The organism is Nocardia sp. NPDC051321 (assembly GCF_044455225.1).
Taxonomy (GTDB): domain Bacteria; phylum Actinomycetota; class Actinomycetes; order Mycobacteriales; family Mycobacteriaceae; genus Nocardia.
Window position 1 is genome coordinate 296,876 of record NZ_JBITEM010000007.1, and the last position, 18,180, is coordinate 315,055.

General features: G+C 68.0%; 18 protein-coding genes. 9 read left to right on the top strand and 9 right to left on the bottom strand.

Translation table 11 applies throughout. The features are described 5' to 3' along the window. Positions 1-230 precede the first annotated feature (230 nt). Both ACIA8C_RS18820 and ACIA8C_RS18825 read left to right on the top strand, forming a co-directional pair. A complete protein-coding gene (locus ACIA8C_RS18820; protein ID WP_397136189.1) occupies positions 231-1,595 on the top strand; it encodes an RNA polymerase sigma factor in 1,365 nt (454 codons plus the stop codon). Between the two features lie 192 nt (positions 1,596-1,787). After that, positions 1,788-2,000, top strand: coding sequence for a hypothetical protein (locus ACIA8C_RS18825; RefSeq protein ID WP_397136191.1), 213 nt, complete (start codon positions 1,788-1,790; stop codon positions 1,998-2,000). Positions 2,001-2,014: 14 nt separating this feature from the next. Here ACIA8C_RS18825 and eutC read toward each other — a convergent pair whose 3' ends face one another. From eutC to eat, 3 genes are all read right to left on the bottom strand, one after another. After that, positions 2,015-2,833, bottom strand: a complete 819-nt coding sequence (eutC, locus tag ACIA8C_RS18830) for an ethanolamine ammonia-lyase subunit EutC (protein WP_397136574.1) — start codon at positions 2,831-2,833, stop codon at positions 2,015-2,017. A gap of 71 nt (positions 2,834-2,904) precedes the next feature. Then, a complete protein-coding gene (locus ACIA8C_RS18835) occupies positions 2,905-4,314 on the bottom strand; it encodes an ethanolamine ammonia-lyase subunit EutB (protein ID WP_397136193.1) in 1,410 nt (469 codons plus the stop codon). Continuing rightward, positions 4,311-5,732, bottom strand: coding sequence for an ethanolamine permease (eat, locus tag ACIA8C_RS18840; protein WP_397136195.1), 1,422 nt, complete (start codon positions 5,730-5,732; stop codon positions 4,311-4,313). The genes ACIA8C_RS18835 and eat overlap by 4 nt, the downstream gene beginning before the upstream one ends. A 265-nt stretch (positions 5,733-5,997) precedes the next feature. On the opposite strand from eat, the gene ACIA8C_RS18845 reads away from it, so the two are divergent. Next, complete coding sequence (locus ACIA8C_RS18845; RefSeq protein ID WP_397136197.1) at positions 5,998-6,834, top strand: rhomboid-like protein; 837 nt, start codon at positions 5,998-6,000, stop codon at positions 6,832-6,834. Between the two features lie 13 nt (positions 6,835-6,847). Here the strand turns inward: ACIA8C_RS18845 and ACIA8C_RS18850 are convergent, their stop codons facing one another. Next, the gene (locus ACIA8C_RS18850) at positions 6,848-8,032 is read right to left on the bottom strand and encodes a cation:proton antiporter (protein WP_397136199.1); all 1,185 of its coding nucleotides are present in this window, start codon (positions 8,030-8,032) and stop codon (positions 6,848-6,850) included. 5 nt (positions 8,033-8,037) lie between these two features. Beyond that, positions 8,038-8,520 carry a cation:proton antiporter regulatory subunit gene (locus ACIA8C_RS18855; RefSeq protein ID WP_397136201.1) on the bottom strand — a complete coding sequence of 161 codons (483 nt, stop codon included), beginning with the start codon at positions 8,518-8,520 and terminating at the stop codon, positions 8,038-8,040. 92 nt (positions 8,521-8,612) lie between these two features. Between ACIA8C_RS18855 and ACIA8C_RS18860 the strand changes: the two genes are divergently transcribed. Both ACIA8C_RS18860 and ACIA8C_RS18865 read left to right on the top strand, forming a co-directional pair. After that, complete coding sequence (locus ACIA8C_RS18860) at positions 8,613-9,806, top strand: sensor histidine kinase (protein ID WP_397136203.1); 1,194 nt, start codon at positions 8,613-8,615, stop codon at positions 9,804-9,806. After that, positions 9,803-10,450, top strand: coding sequence for a response regulator (locus ACIA8C_RS18865; protein WP_397136205.1), 648 nt, complete (start codon positions 9,803-9,805; stop codon positions 10,448-10,450). The genes ACIA8C_RS18860 and ACIA8C_RS18865 overlap by 4 nt, the downstream gene beginning before the upstream one ends. A gap of 1 nt (position 10,451) precedes the next feature. On the opposite strand, the gene ACIA8C_RS18870 is transcribed toward ACIA8C_RS18865, so the two are convergent. After that, positions 10,452-10,772, bottom strand: a complete 321-nt coding sequence (locus tag ACIA8C_RS18870; RefSeq protein WP_397136207.1) for a DUF952 domain-containing protein — start codon at positions 10,770-10,772, stop codon at positions 10,452-10,454. A 312-nt stretch (positions 10,773-11,084) separates the two neighbouring features. Between ACIA8C_RS18870 and ACIA8C_RS18875 the strand changes: the two genes are divergently transcribed. Further along, positions 11,085-11,279: a hypothetical protein gene (locus ACIA8C_RS18875; protein ID WP_150405918.1), complete on the top strand. Its 195-nt coding sequence runs from the start codon at positions 11,085-11,087 to the stop codon at positions 11,277-11,279. 48 nt (positions 11,280-11,327) lie between these two features. Here ACIA8C_RS18875 and ACIA8C_RS18880 read toward each other — a convergent pair whose 3' ends face one another. Next, positions 11,328-12,122, bottom strand: a complete 795-nt coding sequence (locus ACIA8C_RS18880) for a TetR/AcrR family transcriptional regulator (protein WP_397136209.1) — start codon at positions 12,120-12,122, stop codon at positions 11,328-11,330. Between the two features lie 118 nt (positions 12,123-12,240). Here ACIA8C_RS18880 and ACIA8C_RS18885 point away from each other — a divergent pair, with 118 nt between their 5' ends. Continuing rightward, on the top strand, positions 12,241-14,049 hold the full coding sequence (locus ACIA8C_RS18885; protein ID WP_397136576.1) for a DEAD/DEAH box helicase: 1,809 nt from the start codon (positions 12,241-12,243) through the stop codon (positions 14,047-14,049). Further along, positions 14,049-14,606, top strand: a complete 558-nt coding sequence (locus tag ACIA8C_RS18890) for a hypothetical protein (RefSeq protein WP_397136211.1) — start codon at positions 14,049-14,051, stop codon at positions 14,604-14,606. The genes ACIA8C_RS18885 and ACIA8C_RS18890 overlap by 1 nt, the downstream gene beginning before the upstream one ends. 75 nt (positions 14,607-14,681) lie before the next feature. On the opposite strand, the gene ACIA8C_RS18895 is transcribed toward ACIA8C_RS18890, so the two are convergent. Next, positions 14,682-15,422: an SDR family NAD(P)-dependent oxidoreductase gene (locus ACIA8C_RS18895; protein ID WP_397136213.1), complete on the bottom strand. Its 741-nt coding sequence runs from the start codon at positions 15,420-15,422 to the stop codon at positions 14,682-14,684. A 104-nt stretch (positions 15,423-15,526) separates the two neighbouring features. Between ACIA8C_RS18895 and ACIA8C_RS18900 the strand changes: the two genes are divergently transcribed. Next, the gene (locus tag ACIA8C_RS18900; RefSeq protein WP_397136215.1) at positions 15,527-16,135 is read left to right on the top strand and encodes a TetR/AcrR family transcriptional regulator; all 609 of its coding nucleotides are present in this window, start codon (positions 15,527-15,529) and stop codon (positions 16,133-16,135) included. 34 nt (positions 16,136-16,169) lie between these two features. On the opposite strand, the gene ACIA8C_RS18905 is transcribed toward ACIA8C_RS18900, so the two are convergent. Next, entirely contained in the window at positions 16,170-18,023 is a 1,854-nt protein-coding gene (locus ACIA8C_RS18905; protein ID WP_397136217.1) for a DEAD/DEAH box helicase, read from the bottom strand. Positions 18,024-18,180 lie beyond the last annotated feature (157 nt).

The following is an 18,180-nucleotide window of genomic DNA, read 5'->3' on the forward strand; positions in this document are numbered from 1 at the left end:
TTCGGACGGTATACCGTGGGTGTAGCGCAGCGAACCAAGGCTTTACCGTTGCTGACATCGAGTGAAGCTGAGCTTGCGAAGCGCCGCCTCATGCATGGTGGCCATAGGTACCCTGGTTAGATCGTTACAATGGAACGTGCCCGGTGTTCCGCCGGTGAAACCCGACAGACCGCTCCGCCGGAAGACCACTCTGGCGTGACGCCGCACGAGACCGTCACGAAAGGGCGTACGTGGTAGCCACGAATACCCGTCAGACCGCCGATTCGGCCGAGGCCGATTCCGCAGATGTAACCGAAGCACGGCCGGTCCGTAAGGCGGCTGCCGCGAAGAAGGCTCCGGCGAAGAAGGCCGCTGCCAAGAAGGCGCCTGCGAAGAAAGCCGGTGCCAAGGCGCCCGCCAAGAAGGCTGCCACCAAGAAGGTGGGAGCCGACGGCGAGCCAGGCCCCGAGGACGCAGGCGACGACGAGTCGCTCGACGTCGCCGATCTCGGCGATCTCGAGGTCTCCGAGGACGACCTGACCGAAGAGGCCGAGGACCTGGTCGTCGAGGAGGTCGCCGAGGCCGCGGAGGAGGAGGTCGAGCCGACCGCCGCCGACAAGGCATCGGGCGACTTCGTCTGGGACGAAGAGGAATCCGAGGCGCTACGACAGGCCCGCAAGGACGCCGAGCTCACCGCGTCGGCCGACTCGGTGCGCGCCTACCTCAAGCAGATCGGCAAGGTCGCGCTCCTCAACGCCGAAGAGGAGGTCGAACTCGCCAAGCGGATCGAGGCCGGCCTCTACGCGGCGGAGAAGGTGCGTGAGTTCACCGAGCAGGGCGAGAAGCTGCCGGTCGCGATGCGTCGCGATTACACCTGGATCGTCCGCGACGGCAACCGCGCCAAGAACCATCTGCTGGAAGCCAACCTGCGACTGGTCGTCTCGCTGGCCAAGCGCTACACCGGCCGCGGCATGGCGTTCCTCGATCTGATCCAGGAGGGCAACCTGGGTCTGATCCGCGCCGTCGAGAAGTTCGATTACACCAAGGGCTACAAGTTCTCCACGTACGCCACCTGGTGGATCCGGCAGGCCATCACCCGCGCCATGGCCGACCAGGCCCGCACCATCCGTATCCCGGTGCACATGGTCGAGGTCATCAACAAGCTCGGTCGCATCCAGCGCGAACTGCTCCAGGACCTGGGCCGCGAGCCCACCCCGGAGGAGCTCGCCAAGGAAATGGACATCACGCCGGAAAAGGTGCTGGAAATCCAGCAGTACGCGCGTGAGCCCATCTCGCTGGACCAGACCATCGGCGACGAGGGCGACAGCCAGCTCGGTGACTTCATCGAGGACTCCGAAGCCGTTGTCGCCGTGGACGCGGTGAGCTTCACGCTGCTGCAGGATCAGCTGCAGTCGGTACTGGAGACGCTGTCCGAGCGCGAGGCGGGCGTGGTCCGGCTGCGTTTCGGCCTCACCGACGGCCAGCCGCGCACCCTCGACGAGATCGGTCAGGTGTACGGGGTCACCCGTGAGCGCATCCGGCAGATCGAGTCCAAGACCATGAGCAAGCTGCGCCACCCCAGCCGCTCGCAGGTCCTGCGCGACTACCTGGATTAGTCCGTTTCGACGCCCGCATTCGTTGTGCCGCTTTTCTTTTCAGCGGTCCGGCGGATGCGGGCTTTGTCGTTCCCGTGATGATCTCCGGCGGGCCTGAGCAAACGAGCAGCACAACGGCCGCTATGGTGGCTGTGCCACATCGTCTCGTCTCTCGCTTGGTCCGGCTCCACCCTGATCATTCTTGGAGGACAAGTGCGTGTTCTGCGTTCCCTGTTCGTCGCCGTCGCGATCACTGCCGTGCTGGCCGTGGTCGGTTTTGTCGTTCGTGCCCAGGCCGCGCCCGCGCCGACACCCGGCGTCAGCCAGGTCGAGGTCACCGATACCGAGCACAAGCTCGTCAAGCAGGCCGCCGCGCGCGCGAAAAGCGCTGCCGCACGGGCCGACGCCGCCATTAAAGGGTTGTGACCCTGCCGAGCGGGTCAGTCGCGATCGCTCGCGATCGAGATGATCTCGCCGGCGCCGAGCGCGTCGGCGCGTGAGGTGTCCTTGAGGTCGACACCGGAGCGGCCGAGGACGCGCGCGCCGGAGACCAAGCCCGCGACCACCTTTGCCGCCTGCCGGTAGCCGAGGCCTTCCGGCGGGTGAATGTTGGAAACGCAGTTGCGGTCGGCGTCCGTGCGACCTGGGTGGGGCAAATGGGTCAGGTAGATGCCGAGGCTGTCGGCTACCGAGAGGCCAGGGCGCTCCCCGATCAGCACCACGACCGTCGCCACGCCCATCGCCTCGGCGATATGGTCGCCGAGGGCGACGCGGGCCTGGGTGGCGAGCACGGGCGCGGCGATCGAGTAGTGCGGTGCCAGTCCTTCGATCAGCGCGGCAACAGTCGCGGGGCCGTGGTCGGTCAGCGCGCGCGGTGACAATCCATCGGCCAGGACGAATCCGATGTCGGCGTTGCCGCGCGGCACGCCGGACAAATCAGACCCGATTGCGGGATCGGGAGATCCGGCGGGTAACCGGCCGAGGTCCGGTCTGCGCAGGTACTCCGCGCGGTCGCCCGCTCGGCTGCGCACGTGCACGGGTTCGCCGATGCCGAGCGCGGCGATCCGCTCCCCCAGCGCGGCCACGTCCAATGGCATGTGCACCGCGTCGCGCGCCGCCGCATGCGCCGCGCGGAATTCCAGCACCCGTGCGGTGGGCAGTGCGTCACCGGTGCGACCCAGGCCGATCCTGGATTGGGTACTGCGCCGGAGGTCCTGCCAGAAAAGTTGTGCCGCAACGCTTTCCGATTTTGACGACATGCGCTCGGCGTCGGTCCACGCCCCGTCATACAGCGGCGCAACAACTTCCAGCCTTGGGTTCCGGCGTTTCATCAGGCACCCGCCAACGCGCGCAATGGCGAGGCGAGCGGCTCCACCGGGAGTACCCGGCCCGCGCCGTCGATCATGCCGAGCCCGGACAGCCACGCCTCGAATTCCGGTGCGGGACGCAGGTTCAGCACGCGCCGGGCATACAGGGCATCGTGGAAGCTGAGGCTCTGATAGCCGAGCATGACGTCGTCGGCGCCGGGGACGGCGATGACGAAGGCGCAGCCCGCCGCACCCAACAGGGTCAGCAGTGTGTCCATGTCGTCCTGGTCGGCTTCGGCGTGGTTGGTGTAGCAGACGTCCACGCCCATCGGCAGGCCGAGCAACTTGCCGCAGAAGTGGTCTTCCAGTCCGGCGCGGATGATCTGTTTGCCGTCGTAGAGGTATTCCGGGCCGATGAAGCCGACGACGGTGTTGACCAGCAGCGGGTCCAGGTCGCGGGCCACCGCGTAGGCCCTGGCCTCCAGGGTCTGCTGATCGACGGGCTTGCCGCCGGTGCCGAGGTGCGCGCCCGCCGACAGCGCCGAGCCCTGACCGGTTTCCAGGTACATCACGTTGTCGCCGACGGTGCCACGGCGCAGCGACCTGCCCGCCTCGTTGCCCTCCCGCAGCAGCGAAATATCAACGCCGAAACCGGCATTGGCGCCCTCGGTGCCCGCGACCGACTGGAACACCAGATCGACCGGAGCGCCCGCCTCGATCAGGCCGATGGTCGTGGTGACGTGCGAGAGCACACAGGACTGCGTCGGGATGTCGAAGCGGACCCGCACCTCGTCGAGCAGGCTCAGCAGGTCGGCGGTCGCCCGCGGCGAATCGGTCGCCGGATTGATCCCGATCACCGCGTCGCCGCAGCCGAGCAGCAGCCCGTCGAGCGTGGCGGCGGCGATGCCGCGCGGGTCATCGGTGGGGTGGTTCGGCTGTAACCGGGTGGCCAGCGTGCCAGGTAGGCCGACGGTGGTCCGAAATCCGGCGGTGACCACGGTGGCACGGGCGACCGCGATCAGGTCTTGGTTGCGCATGATCTTGCTGACCGCGGCCGCCATCTCCGGCGTGAGACCGGCCGCCACCGCGCCCAGGATCGCCGCGGCATCGGCACCGGCCGCGACAGCCAGCAGCCAGTCCCGCAGACCGCCAACGGTGAGCTGCGAAATCGGTTGGAACGCAGCGCGATCGTGGGTATCGATGATCAGCCGGGTGACCTCGTCGGTCTCGTACGGCACCACCGGCTCGTCGAGGAACCGGGTCAGCGGCACCTCGGCCAGCGCCCACTGGGCGGCGGCTCGCTCGGCGTCCGAATGCGCGGCGCAGCCCGCCAGTTCGTCGCCGCTGCGCAGCGGGGTGGCCTTGGCGAGCAACTCGACGAGGCCGTCGAATTGATAGGTAGTGCCGCCGAGTCGCTGTGTGTAGCAGGTCATTCCAGGCCCCGCTCGGCCTCGGCCAGCATCGCGAATTCCTCGTCCGGCGAGTTGGCCACCAGCCGATGCCTGCTGTACAGACCGAAGTAGGCCATGAAGGCGCAGAACGCGACGAGCGTCCAGGTCGCCGCCGCCGGATCGACAAGGAACGTGGCAATCACTGCGGCACAGGCGATCACGAGCGCGAACGCGGTGGTCGCGATGCCGCCGGGCGTGCGGTACGGGCGCGGCATATTCGGTTCACGCACCCGGAGCGCGATGTGGCTGACCATCATCAGCACATAGCTGAGCGCCGCGCCGAACACCGCCATGTTCAGCAGCATCGCGCCCTTGCCGGTGAGTGACAGCGCGAAACCGACTGCGCCGGGCACGATCAGGGCGAGGACCGGCGCCTTGCGTGCGTTGGTCACCGACAGGCTCGTCGGCAGATAACCCGCCCGCGACAGCGCGAACGTCTGCCGGGAGTAGGCGTAGACGATGGAGAAGAAGCTGGCGACCAGGCCGGCCAGTCCGATGTAGTTCACCAGTTTCGCGGACCCACTGTCACCGAGCGCCTCGACCAGCGGATTGCCCGAGGTCGAAATGGCTTGCGCGCCAAGTGCTCCGGTGGCCAGGAACAGCACTGCGGCACCGGTGACGATCAGCACGAGCATCGCGCTGATGATCCCCTTCGGCACGTTCTTCGCCGGCTCCCGCGCCTCCTCGGCGGCCAGTGGCACCCCCTCGACGGCCAGGAAGAACCAGATCGCGAACGGCACCGCCGCCCAGATCCCGAACACGCCGAACGGCAGGAACGATGAACTACCAACAGCATTCGGGTCGGCGGGGATATCGGTGAGATTGCCCGCCTCGAACAGTCCCCAACCCGAAACCGCGAACACCGCGAGGCCGACGAGCGCGATCGCGGTGATCACGAACATCGCCTTGAGCGCCTCCCCCGCCCCGGTCAGATGCACCCCGATGAACAGCGCGTACACGACGAGATACACCCACCAGCCGTCGGTGATCCCGAACAGGTTCAACGATTCGACATACCCGCCGATGAACGTGGCGATGGCTGCGGGCGCGATCGCGTATTCCAGCAATATCGCTGTGCCGGTGGCGAATCCACCCCACGGTCCGAGTGCCCGCCTGGCAAAGGTGTAGCCGCCGCCTGCCGCGGGCAGTGCCGCCGACAACTCGGCCATGCCGAGAACCATCGCCAGGTACATGCCCGCGATCACCACCGTCGCGATGAGCAGGCCACCGAAGCCGCCCTGGGCGATGCCGCTGTTCCAGCCCGCGTAGTCACCGGATATCACATAGCTGACACCCAGTCCGGCGAGCAGCACCCACCCCGCGGAGCCGGAGCGCAACGTCCGCTTGGCCAGATAGTCCGCGGTCGCGGTATCGGTCACCTGCACGTCCTCGATAGTCATAGGCGCTACGCACTCCTCATCCACATACCGTTTGGTCGGTGGACCAATTCTTGGGAGCGTTTGTTGCCCGGGTGTGAAACGACGTTACGGACGCGGTGCCGGCTCGGGTGACCCGGAACACAGCAGACCGGGCCGGGTTTCCGTAACCGACGCTTGCACCAGCGCGGCGAAGGCTCCGATGGCCCGGGCCGCACGTCGGGTAACAGCCAGGAGTCATCCGCCAGCCGGTCGGCGCTTCCCGATCCGGACACGGCAGACTAGGTGAGTGGTTGCCTCTCCCTCGAGCAGGCTCGAGACACCCTGGACGCAGACCGTCGATCTAGTCGCGGAGCTGCGAGCGGCCTGGGCGTGGTTACGCCGCCCGCGGCTGTGGCGTCGGGTGCTGCCGGCGATTCGCGCGCATCTGTCGGCCGCACCGGCCAGCACCGCCTATGCCTTCACCCTGTTCGTCACCTGGTGGACGCTGCGCGGGCTCGGTGACTCGACCGAACATCGGCTGATCCTGTCCGCGTCCACCAATCTGATCAACATGCGACACAATCCCGTTCAGGTGCTGGTCGCCTCCGCCTTCTGGACCGACGGCGGCTTCCCGTGGACCACCATCGGCTGCTTCCTGATCGTCATGGCCGCCGCCGAACGCTGGCTCGGCACCAGCCGCTGGATCCTGCTGTTCGCCGCCGGGCACATCGGCGCCACGTTGCTCACGGTCACCGGCATCTCGCACGCCATCGACCACGGTCTGATCCCGTACCGGGTCGCCCACGCCACCGACGTCGGTACCAGCTACGGCTTCTCCGCGGTGCTCGCCGCGATGGCCTTCCGATTCCGCGGGCTGACGCGGCTGGTCTGGGCCGGAACGCTGATCGCGGTGATGGTCGCCGCGGCATGTACCGGGCCGACGTTCACCGACTACGGGCACCTGTGTGCGACCCTGATCGGCTTCGTGGTCGCCATCATGGCGACCACCTTTTGGCGCTGGATCGATCGCACCACGGCGCGACGCCGGGCGCGTGAATCGGCAGACCCCACGCCCGCCACGACGGGCACCACGGTGATCGCGGAGGCACCCGCGGGCGCGGCGGCTCCCTCCGCGAGCGGGTGAGCGCCGTAAACGGTTACGGGGTAATGGCGGCCGGCTTCACGCGCCGCTGCACCAGCCCGACGACCGGCTCGACGACGCGCGCCGCGATCGGGCCAACGATCGCCATCAGCAGCACGTAGGCCGAGGCGAGCGCGGCCAGTTGACCGTCGACGCCGCCCATGGTCACCGCCAATCCCGCGATGACGATGGAGAATTCGCCGCGCGCGACCAGCGCCGCGCCCGCCCGCGCGCGACCCATCGGCCGGATGCCCTGCCTGCTCGCCGCCCACCAGCCGGTGGCGATCTTGGTCAGCGTGGTCACCACCGCCAAGGCGATCGCCCAGCCGAGCACCGGCGGAATGGCCTGTGGGTCGGTGGTGAGCCCGAAGGCCACGAAGAAGATCGCCGCGAACAGATCACGCAGCGGTTCCAGGAGTTTCGCCGCCTCGTGTGCGGTCGAGCCGGAGATGGCGATGCCGAGCAGGAACGCCCCGACCGCCGCGGACACGTTCAACGCCGAGGCCACACCGGCCACCAGCAGTGCCGCGCCGAGCAGCTTCAGCAGGAAGACTTCGTTGTCCGAGCTGTCCACGATGGCCGAGACGTAGCGGCCGTAGCGCAGCGCGACCACCAGCACCACCGTGATCGCGGTGAGGGCGATAGCAAGGGATTTCGCGCCGCTGGCGAAACTCAGCCCCGCCAAAATAGTGGTCAGGATCGGCAGATATACCGCCATCGCCAGATCCTCGAACACCAGGATGGACAGGATCACCGGCGTCTCGCGGTTACCGAGCCGCCCGAGGTCGTTGAGCACCTTCGCGACGATGCCCGAGGACGAGATGTAGGTGACACCGCCCATGGTGACCGCGCCGACCGCACCCCAGCCGAGGACCAGCGCCACGATCACACCTGGCGTCGCGTTCGCCACGATATCGACCAGGCCGGCCGCCCAGGACCGACGCAGGCCGGTCATCAGTTCCGGCGCGGTGTACTCGAGGCCGAGCAGCAACAACAGCAGCACGACCCCGATTTCGCCTGCCACATGGCCGAATTCGTTGGCGGCGGTGAGTTGGACGAAGCCACCCTGGCCGAAGGCGAGGCCACCGATCAGGTAGAGCGGAATGGGAGACATGCCGAAGCGACCAGCCACTCGCCCGAAGGTGCCGAGGACAAACAGAATCGCTCCGAGCTCGACCAAGGCGAGCGCGGTTCCAGTCACTGATTTCAGCCGTGCGTGAGGATCTTGGCGGCGCTGTCCAGGCCGTCCGGGGTACCGACGACGACGAGCACATCGCCTGAGGTGAAGGTGAAGTCAGGACCGGGTGAGGGATGCAACTGGCCGGCCCGCATCACCGCGACGATCGACACCTTGGTGCGGGTGCGCATCGCGGTCTCGCCGAGAGTTCGTCCCTCGTAGGGCGATTCGTCGGCGATCGGCAGCTGCCGGGTGGTGATGCCGGGCAGGTCGCTGTGTTCGTCGTTCAGCTTCGCGACCAGCTGCGGCGCGCCGAGCAGGTTGGCGAGCACGGCGGCTTCGTCGGTGCTCAGCGGGATCTGCGCGGCGCAGGCGTCGGGATCGTCCGTCTTGGAGATGATGAGATCGATATCGCCGTCGCGATGCGCGACCACGCCGATCCGGCGGCCGGAGCGCACCTCGAAGTCTTTGCGGACTCCAATCCCGGGGAGGGCAGTCACGTCGACATTCACGTGTCCAGATTAGACGGATGTCCGATTCACTCCTCGGTGCGGTCCTCACTTCGGCCGATGGCGCCTGGTCAGGCTTGTGCTGAGATGGTGGGGTGAGGCAGTGGTCGGACGTCCCCGGTACGGCGCGCGACGCGCTTGGCGCGGTGCTCTCGTTCGCCGGCGGCGCCGGGCTCTATGCCGCGAATCTGTACGCCCTGATCGAACGCGGCATCGACGTGCCGCTGACGACGCGGCTCGCGGTGTTCGCGCCGCTGTGCCTGTTGACGATGTGCCGTCGTCGAATGCCGGTGCTGGCCATGATCGTCGGGCTGGTGCCGCTGCTGGTGGACATGCATCTCGGCCCGTCGGTGCCGGTGTGGATCCTGTACGGCGACCTGATCTACGCGTCGGTGCTGTATTCGAAGCGGCAGGCGTCGCGGATCACGATGATGGCCTGGTCGGTGTTCTCGGGACTGGTGGTGATCCTGACGCTGGTCCGCACCGGCGACCTGCGCGCCGTCTCGATCGCCCTGGTCGTCGTGGTCGCGTTCATCGCAACGCCGCTGTGGTGGGCGAATTCGGTGCGCACCCACAAGGAGATCGCCGGTGCCGAACGGGCCAGGGCACAGGCGCTCACCCTGGTCGCCGAGCTCGACCGGCGCGCCGCCATCGCGGATGAGCGCACCACCATGGCGCGCGATCTGCACGACGTGATCGCCGGACACCTGTCGGCCATCGCGATCCAGTCCGAGGCCGCGCTCGGGGTGATGGGCCGCAAGGAGGTCGACCCGGCGGTCACCGGGATCATGCGGTCGATCCGGACCAACAGCGTCAGCGCGCTGCAGGAGATGCGCACCATGATCGGGCTGCTGCGCAGCGACGGCGGCGCCGACGAGGTGGCCGCGCCACGCAGGCTGGCGCAGCTGTCCATGCTGGTCGATGCCGCCCGCGCGGCCGGGATCACCGTGCGGGTGCGCGAAACCCTCGACGGGACCGAACTTCCCAGCGCGGTCGATCAGGCCGCGTACCGCATCGTTCAGGAGGCATTGACCAACGCCATGAAACACGCACCGGGACAAGAGGTCGAGATCGAGGTTGGCCCGCGCGACGGCGAGCTACGGGTGCTGGTACGCAACCCCCTGTCCGCGGTCGCGCTGCGGCGCACCGAGAACGGCGACCCGCACCGCGGTCTGATCAACATGCGCGAGCGGACCGCCGCGCTCGGCGGAAACTTCACCGCCGGACCGGATTCCGGACGCTGGGAAGTGCTCGCCCACCTGCCGCTGTCCACGGCGAGCGCGTCATGACGATCCGGGTATTGATCGCCGACGACCATGCCGCGATCCGCGCGGGATTGCGGATGATCCTGGACGCCGAGGACGACATCGAGGTGGTCGGCGAGGCGGCCGACGGCGATGTCGCGGTCGCCCAGGCCAAGGCGTTGCGGCCGCACGTGGTGCTGATGGACGTACGGATGCCCGGCGTGGACGGGATCACCGCGACCGAACGGGTCACCGCCGACGGGCCGGCCAAGGTGCTGATCCTGACGACGTTCGATCTGGACGAGTACGTCTTCCGGACGTTGCGCGCCGGCGCGTCGGGTTTCGTGCTGAAGTCGGCGTCGGGGCAGTCGCTGATCGATGCGGTCCGCGCGGTGGCGGCGGGCGACGGCGTGCTCGCCCCGGAGGTGACCAGGGCCGTGATCACCGCCTTCGCCGCGACGAATACCGATGCGGCCGAACCGGAGCCGAGCGGATTCGGCGACCTCACCGAGCGCGAACGCGAGGTGCTCGACTGTCTCGGCGACGGGCTGTCCAACGCCCAAATCGCCGGTCGCCTGTTCATCGGCGAAACCACGGTGAAGACCCACGTGTCCCGGGTGCTGACGAAACTCGGTGTGCGGTCGCGGGTTCAGGCCGCCATCGTGGCGCGCGAGGTCCGCGACCGCTAGCTCAGGTGGCCAGTGGCGCGAACACGCCGTCCGGACCGGGCTGAAACTCCTCGACGGCGATCACCGCGCCCGTCGGCAGCGGCCCGTACAGGTGCGGGAACAGCATCGACGCCGGGTCGGTCGGCACGCCGGGCTCCCACTTCACCGGCGAGCCGAGACGGGCCGGATCGAGGCGGAGCAGCACCAGGTCGCGGCGACCGGCGAAGAGCCGGTTGGCGGGCAGGTGGGCCTGCTGCGGCGCGGACAGATGGATGAACCCCACCTCGTCGAGCGACGGCGCGCGATACTCGCCGGTTTGCCGGGCGGAAAGCCACTCGCTCAAAGTGCATATGTGAACAAGCGTGTGAGTGTCATGGGTCACGGGTAATCTCCCGGTAGACAACTGGATCGGCCTGTTCGAGGTGGTGACCAAACGTAGTTCGTAGCGTGACCTGGGATGTTCGCCAGTAGCGAAATCCCTGGTCGTGTTATCGAAAACACACAGAATCACTCACGGGAACAAAGCCCCCGTCCCGAACGTCTGACAGAGTAGTCATACCACTGCTGGGAAGTAGCGGTTGCGAGCCCGCGGAGTGACCACGGGCCCCACACCAGGCGAACGGTCTCTGAAACCGGGAGCCAGGACGGAGGAGTCATGCCAGGAACCCTGACTAGCACCCCACTGACCGCGGTCGATCGTTGCGACCGCTGCGGGGCGGCAGCACGAGTGCGTGCCGTTCTGCCCGCAGGTGGAGAGTTGCTCTTCTGCCAGCACCACGCGAACGAACACATGGATCGACTGCGTGAGCTGGAAGCCGTGATCGACACGGAATCCGCTCCCGCTATCTGACCAACTCCTCGCGTCCTGAGATAACAACATCCGACAACAGAAAACCGTTTACCGCAGCGGGCGATCCTCGGATCGCCCGCTGTCGGTGTGTTCGGGGGGATTTCGGTCGAGGATCCCGTCCAGGAGTCGGTTCAGGCCGTAGTCGAAGGCGCCGTCCGGGTCTGCGGGGGCCTGATAGAGCTCGCCGACCGTCGCACCGACGCGAGCCGACAACGGAAACAGACTGGACGGCATGGCCTGAGCGAGCAAGGGGCCGTGCACCTCCCACCACTCGACGTCGGTCATTTCCCGCGCGTCGCGCTGCGCCCCTACCGCGACACGCGCGTTGCCGGTGGCGAATTCGGACAAAACGGCGATCACCCGATCCAGCTCGACATCCGAAAGGCCGATGCCGTCGATCGCGGCAAGCTGCCGTTCGTAGCGGCGCATTCGACCGGGGCCGATCACCAGCCGCCACGGCGATACTTCCAGCAGCCACGGATGGGCGATCAGCTCAGCGCGCGTCTGGCGGGCAATGGCGGCCATCCGCGCGCGCACCGGCAGCGTCGCGGGGATCGGCGCGTCCTCGCAGGCAACGGCGTCGGCCATCAGCACGGTCAACGCGTCCTTGCTCGGCACGTAGGTGTACAGGCTCATCGGGCGCAAGCCCAGTTCGGCGGCCACCGCGCGAATGGACACCTTCGCGTAGCCGTCCCGATCGGCGAGCGCCACCGCGGCGTCGATCACGGCGTCCACACTGACCGCCGGCTTCGGTCCGCGCCCACCCTGGCGCGGCGGCAGCTCGTGCCGCCACAGCAGGTTCACCAGCTGTTTGGCCTGCTCGGCGGCGGATTCGTCGGCCACGGGACTCCTCGGAACAAACTCGGTACTCTGTACGTTATTCAGATACTTCGTACACCATACGCCGATGAAGGGGTTCGCTCTGCCCAGCACACAGGCCACTTATCTGCCCGACCGGCACATGTTCGCGCTGTGGACATGGACCGGGCAGCACACCGGGTCGGCACCCGCCGAACTCGGTGATCGGGAGACCCTCGCCCTCGCCGTGCCGACCGGCTTCGACGGGGCGATCGAGGTCGGCGAGGTCGACTGCGCAATGATCGACCCCGCGGCGTTCGCCGCGCTCGAGCTCGCGGACGCGGGGGCGTCCGTGCGCGTCTGGCAGACCACGCTCCATGACGAATCCCCCACCCCACAGGGAGATCCCGCGGACGTGCCACTGCCGATCGCGGCGCACGCGGTGCCCAACGCGGCGGGCACCTCGATCGTGTCCGCCGCACGCGCGGTCCGGGTGCTGCGCGAGACCCAGGCCGTGACCACGGAATTGCGGTCGGCGCTGCAGGCCGAGCTGCGGCCCTATCAGGTGCGTGGGGTCAGTTGGCTGCGGGAGACGACCGCGGCGCATGGCGGGGCCGTGCTCGCCGACGAGATGGGGCTCGGAAAGACGGTGCAGACCATCGGTTTTCTGCTCGCACGGGCTCCTGGCGGTCCGCAGCTCGTCGTATGCCCGACGTCGCTGGTGGGCAACTGGGCCCATGAGATCGATCGGTTCGCGCCGGGACTGCGGGTAGTCGTGTGGCGCGGGGGTGCGATCGACGCGGGCGCGGGAACTGTCGTCGTCGCCGGATATCCCACGGTGCGACTGCACAAGCAGCACCTGGACGAACGGCGCTGGGCGACAGCGGTTTTCGATGAGGCGCAGGCGTTGAAGAATCCGAGCACGCAGCTGGCCAAGGCCGCGCGGGCGCTCGACGCCGAGGTGCGCGTCGCGCTGACCGGCACGCCGGTGGAGAACCACCTCGAGGAACTGTGGGCGCTGCTGAACCTGGTGACGCCCAAGCTGTTCGGGCACAAGACGCAGTTCCGGCGGCGCTTCGTCCGGCCGATCCAGGAGGGTTCCTCGGCCGCGGCGGCACGGCTGCGGGACGCCATCGAGCCCGTCGTGCTCGCCCGCAAGAAGGCGCAGGTCGCCGCGTCGCTGCCGGCGAAGATCCACACCGACCTGCTGTGCGACCTCACCGACGAACAGGAACAGCTGTACGACAAGCTGCTCGATCGCGCCGTCGACGACGGATTCGGCACCGGCTTCGACCGCCAGAGCCGGGTGCTCGCGGCGCTGACCGCGCTCAAACAGGTCTGCAACCATCCCGGGCTGGTCACCGGCGACCTCACCGAGCTCGCGGGCCGCTCCGGCAAGCTGGACCTGTGCACCGACATCCTGGCCAACAACCTCGAAACGCACTCGCCCACCCTGATTTTCACCCAGTACCGGCAGACCGGTGAGCTGCTGGTCCGGCATCTCGCCGAGCAGTTCGGGGTCACCGCGCCGTTCTTCCACGGCGGGTTGAACCAGGCCGAACGCGCCGCGATCGTGACCGGATTTCAAGCCGAGGACGGACCGCCCGTGCTCATTCTGAGCCTGCGCGCCGCGGGCACCGGCCTCACCCTGACCCGCGCCGCGGACGTGATCCACTTCGACCGCTGGTGGAACCCCGCGGTAGAGGCGCAGGCCTCGGATCGGGCCCACCGCATCGGCCAAACCCGCACGGTCACCGTCACCACCCTCACCTCGACCACCTCCGTCGAAGAGCACATCGCGCGCATGCACGACCGCAAGTCCGCGCTCTCCGACCTCGGCGACTCGGCGGGCATCGCCGCACTCGCCCGCCTCGACGACGACCAACTCGTCGAGGTCCTGCGCCGCCGCAGAAGCTGCAGCGCGCAGCGATTCGGTGCGGGGTGGCGGTTGGGCGACGGGAGGGCGAACTGATGCCGGACAACGAATTCGGATACAGCAAGTGGGGCAGGGACTGGGTTCGCCTCGCCGAACCGCTCCGGCAGACGCGGCCCGAGCCGCTGCTCCCCCGCGCGCGCTCGATCGCGCGCAACTACGGGGTGCAGGCCACGATCGACGGACGGGTCGTGCGGGCCACCATCCACCGAGGCAGCGAGGCGTCGGTGATTCATCTGGAGGTGGCGCCGCTGAGCCGCGCCGCGATCACCGCGATCGGCGAGATCATCCCGGATACCACCGTGCTCACCGACGATATGCATCAAGCCGTGGTCGCGGCCGGTCTCACCATCGCACCGGTACTCGCAGGCACAGACTGCTCGTGCAAGGCGCGCACAGCGCGATGCCTGCATGTGCTGGCGACCTTCTACGACCTGGCGCAGCGAGTGGACGCGAATCCCCGTCTCGCCCTGGAAGTGCAGGGCTATTTCCAAGCAGCACAGGATGATTCGCCAACCCCCGTGAAGGTACCGCGCTGGGTGCCGCTCAATACCTTCGATCCGGCCAACTACTTCGAAGACCTGGCACCGGCCTGACCCACCCGTTCATGGCGAGTTCCACAGAGCCCGTAAACCTTCCACAGGAGCAACACGCCCTGTGGGACGTGCGGACTAAGCGTTCGTGCCGCCGTCGACGGTGAAGATCGCGCCGGTGATGTTGCGGCCGGTCTCGCCGGCGAGGAAGGCGACCATCGCGGCCATGTCCTCGGGCTTCGCGAAGTGGCCGAGTGCGGTCAGGCCGACCTGGAGGTCGTAGTGGCCGCCGTCGAGCGGGTTCATGTCTGTCACCGTGGATCCCGGCTGCAGCAGGTTCACGGTGATCTCGCGGGCGCCGAGTTCGCGGGCCAGGGCCTTGGTGAATCCGTTCAGCGCCGACTTGCTCAGGTTGTAGAGCGAGAGACCACCGAAGGAGGCGTGCTCGGACAGATTGCTGCCGACGCTGACGATCCGGCCGCCGCCGGTCATGTGCGCCACGGCCGCCTGCGCACCGACGAACGCGGCCCGCGCGTGGATGTTCAGCGCGCGGTCGATCTCCTCGACGGTGAACTCTTCGAACGGCTTCGCCGGGAAGATGCCCGCGTTGTTGACCAGGATGTCCAGTCGGCCGAGGTCGGCCGCGGCTTGGTTCACCGCGCGCACCACGGCCGCCGCGTCGGCGCTGTCCGCCTGGATCGCCACCGCTCGGCGCCCGAGCGATTCGATCTCCGCGACAACGGATTTCGCCGGTACCTCGGCGCTCTGATAGGTGATCGCGACGTCCGCGCCGTCGGCGGCCAGCTTCCTGGCGATCGCCGCGCCGATCCCTCGACTGCCGCCGGTTACCAGTGCCACCTTGCCCGTGAGATCCGACATGGGTCCTCCTCAAAATTCTGTGTCGATCAATACATAAATAGCTAAGCGCAGAACACCGCACGCGTCAAGGGGTATATTTAACGATCGACACAGAAAGGACCGGCATGGCTGAACGGGGACGACCGCGTGCCTTCGATCGCACCGACGCGTTGCGCCGCGCCATGGAGGTGTTCTGGGAGCACGGCTACGAGGGCTCCTCGATGAGCGACCTCACCACCGCGATGGGCATCAACTCCCCCAGCCTGTACGCCGCGTTCGGCGGCAAAGAGGCATTGTTCCGGGCGGCCGTCAGCCTGTACGGGCAGACCGACGGCGGGCACACCGCGCGGGCGTTGCGCGAGGAGCCGACGGCGCGCGCCGCGATCGATGCGATGTTGCGCGACAACGCGATCGCCTACACCGTCGAGGACAAGCCACACGGCTGCATGGTCGTCCTGGCAGGCTCGACCTACACAACACGCAGCGCGAGCATCCGCGATTTCCTGGCCGAAAGACGCAGGGAGACAACAGAAAACATCCGCCGCCGATTAGATCGCGGTGTCGCGGAAGGCGATCTACCCGCAACGACCAACACCCGGGGACTGGCTCACTTCTACACCACGGTGCTGTACGGGTTGTCGATCCAAGCTCGCGACGGAGCCTCGCTGGCAGATCTGACGCAGTCGATCGACTGCGCGATGGCGGCCTGGCCGACGGCAGCCGCCCCAGCCTGATGTGCGCGTGGCACACCGTCTTGCTGGGGGCGACCTACATCCGGCGCAGCGCCGCGATCCGCTCCACCAGTTGATCGGCCGACGCCAACGCCGTTGGCGGCCCACCGCATTCGCGGCGCAGCTCGCCGTGAATCACACCGTGCGGCTTACTGGTTCGATGATGGTGCATGGCGACCAAGCTGTTGAGCTCGCGCCGCAACTCACCCAATCGGTCAGCGGTGGCGACCCTTTCGGCCGCGCTCGCGACCTGCGGACCTGGATCGGGCGCGTCGGCCGCGTCGCCACGGTCGGCGATCTGCTTGGTCTGGCGCTCGCGCAGCAGCGCCCGCATCTGGTCGGCGTCGAGCAGGCCGGGGATGCCGAGATAGTCGGCCTCCTCGTCGCTGCCCGCGAAAGTGGCTGTGCCGAAGGAGGATCCGTCGTAGATCACCTGGTCGAGCTCGGCGTCGGCGGCCAGCGCGACGAAGGACTTCTCTTCCTCGCCCGGCTCGTCCTGCTGCTTGTTCGCGTCGATCAGCAGCTCGTCGTCGAGCCCGTCCTTCTCTCGGTGCGGCTTGCCGATCACGTGGTCGCGCTGCAGTTCCAGCTGCGCGGCCAGATCAAGCAGCACCGGCACCGAGGGTAGGAACACGCTCGCGGTCTCGCCAGGTTTGCGGGCACGCACGAACCGGCCGATCGCCTGCGCGAAGTACAGCGGCGTCGAAGCACTGGTCGCGTACACGCCGACCGCGAGGCGCGGCACGTCGACGCCCTCGGACACCATGCGCACCGCGACCATCCACGGCTCGGTGCTCGCGCCGAACTGCGCGATCCGATCCGAGGAGGTCGGTTCGTCGGACAGCACCAGGGCGGGCTTCGTGCCCGAAATGTGTTCCAGCAGTTCGGCGTAGTCGCGGGCACGGTCCTGGTCGGTGGCGATCACCAGACCGCCCGCGTCGGGCATGCCAGTGCTGCGCAACTGACGCAACCGCATGTCGGCGGCGCGCAGCACGGCCGAGATCCAGTCACCCGCCGGGTCGAGCGCGGTGCGCCAGGCGCGAGCGGTCTGTTCGGGGTTGAGCGGCTCGCCGAGGCGCGCGGTGTGCTCGTCGCCCGCGCTGTCGCGCCAGTGCGCCTCGCCGGAGTACGCGAGGAACACCACGGGCCGGACCACGCCGTCGGCGAGGGCCTCGGAGTAGCCGTAGGCATGGTCGGCGCGCGAGCGCGGGAAACCCGACTCGTCGGGTTCGTAGGTGATGAACGGGATCTGACTGTCGTCGCTGCGGAAGGGAGTTCCGGTGAGCGCGAGCCTGCGGGTCGCGTCGCCGAACGCCTCGGCGGTCGCCTCACCCCAGCTCTTCGCGTCGCCCGCGTGGTGGATCTCGTCGAGAATCACCAGGGTCCTGCGGTTTTCGGTGCGCACCCGGTGCCGGGACGGATGCGAGGCGACCTGGGCATAGGTGACAACGACACCGTGATAGTCACCGGAGGTGCCGCCGGTCGCGTTGGAGAACCGCGAATCCAGCTGGATCCCGGCGCGGGCCGCGGACTGCGCCCACTGATGCTTGAGGTGTTCGGTCGGCGCGACGACGGTGATCTGATCGACGGTCCGATCGGCCAGCAGTTCGGCGGCTACCCGCAGCGCGAACGTGGTCTTTCCGGCCCCCGGCGTCGCGACCGCGAGAAAATCGCGTGGCTTGGACGCCAGGTACTTGGTCAACGCCCGGCGCTGCCAGGCACGCAGCGAACCGCCGCTCGATGTACCGGAGCTGTTCGGCGTCCCCGACGCATCGGGTCTAACCGAATCGCCCGGTGTCTCCGCTTTTCCCGCCACAGCGGCGCCACCCGACCCAGTCACGCACTCGACCCTACTGGCCCGGTACGGCGTGTTGCCAAACCGACGCGGCATCGGCGATAGGCATCACATGTTCAACTACCGACACGCCGGAGTTCACCGATTGCCCGACGACACGTCGCCCCTGGAATCCGGTGCGGGGAGGCACGTGAACGAGCGCCAGCGAGCGAACCAAAGGCACAGCCGCCTCGCGTATGTCGGAGATGAGCGT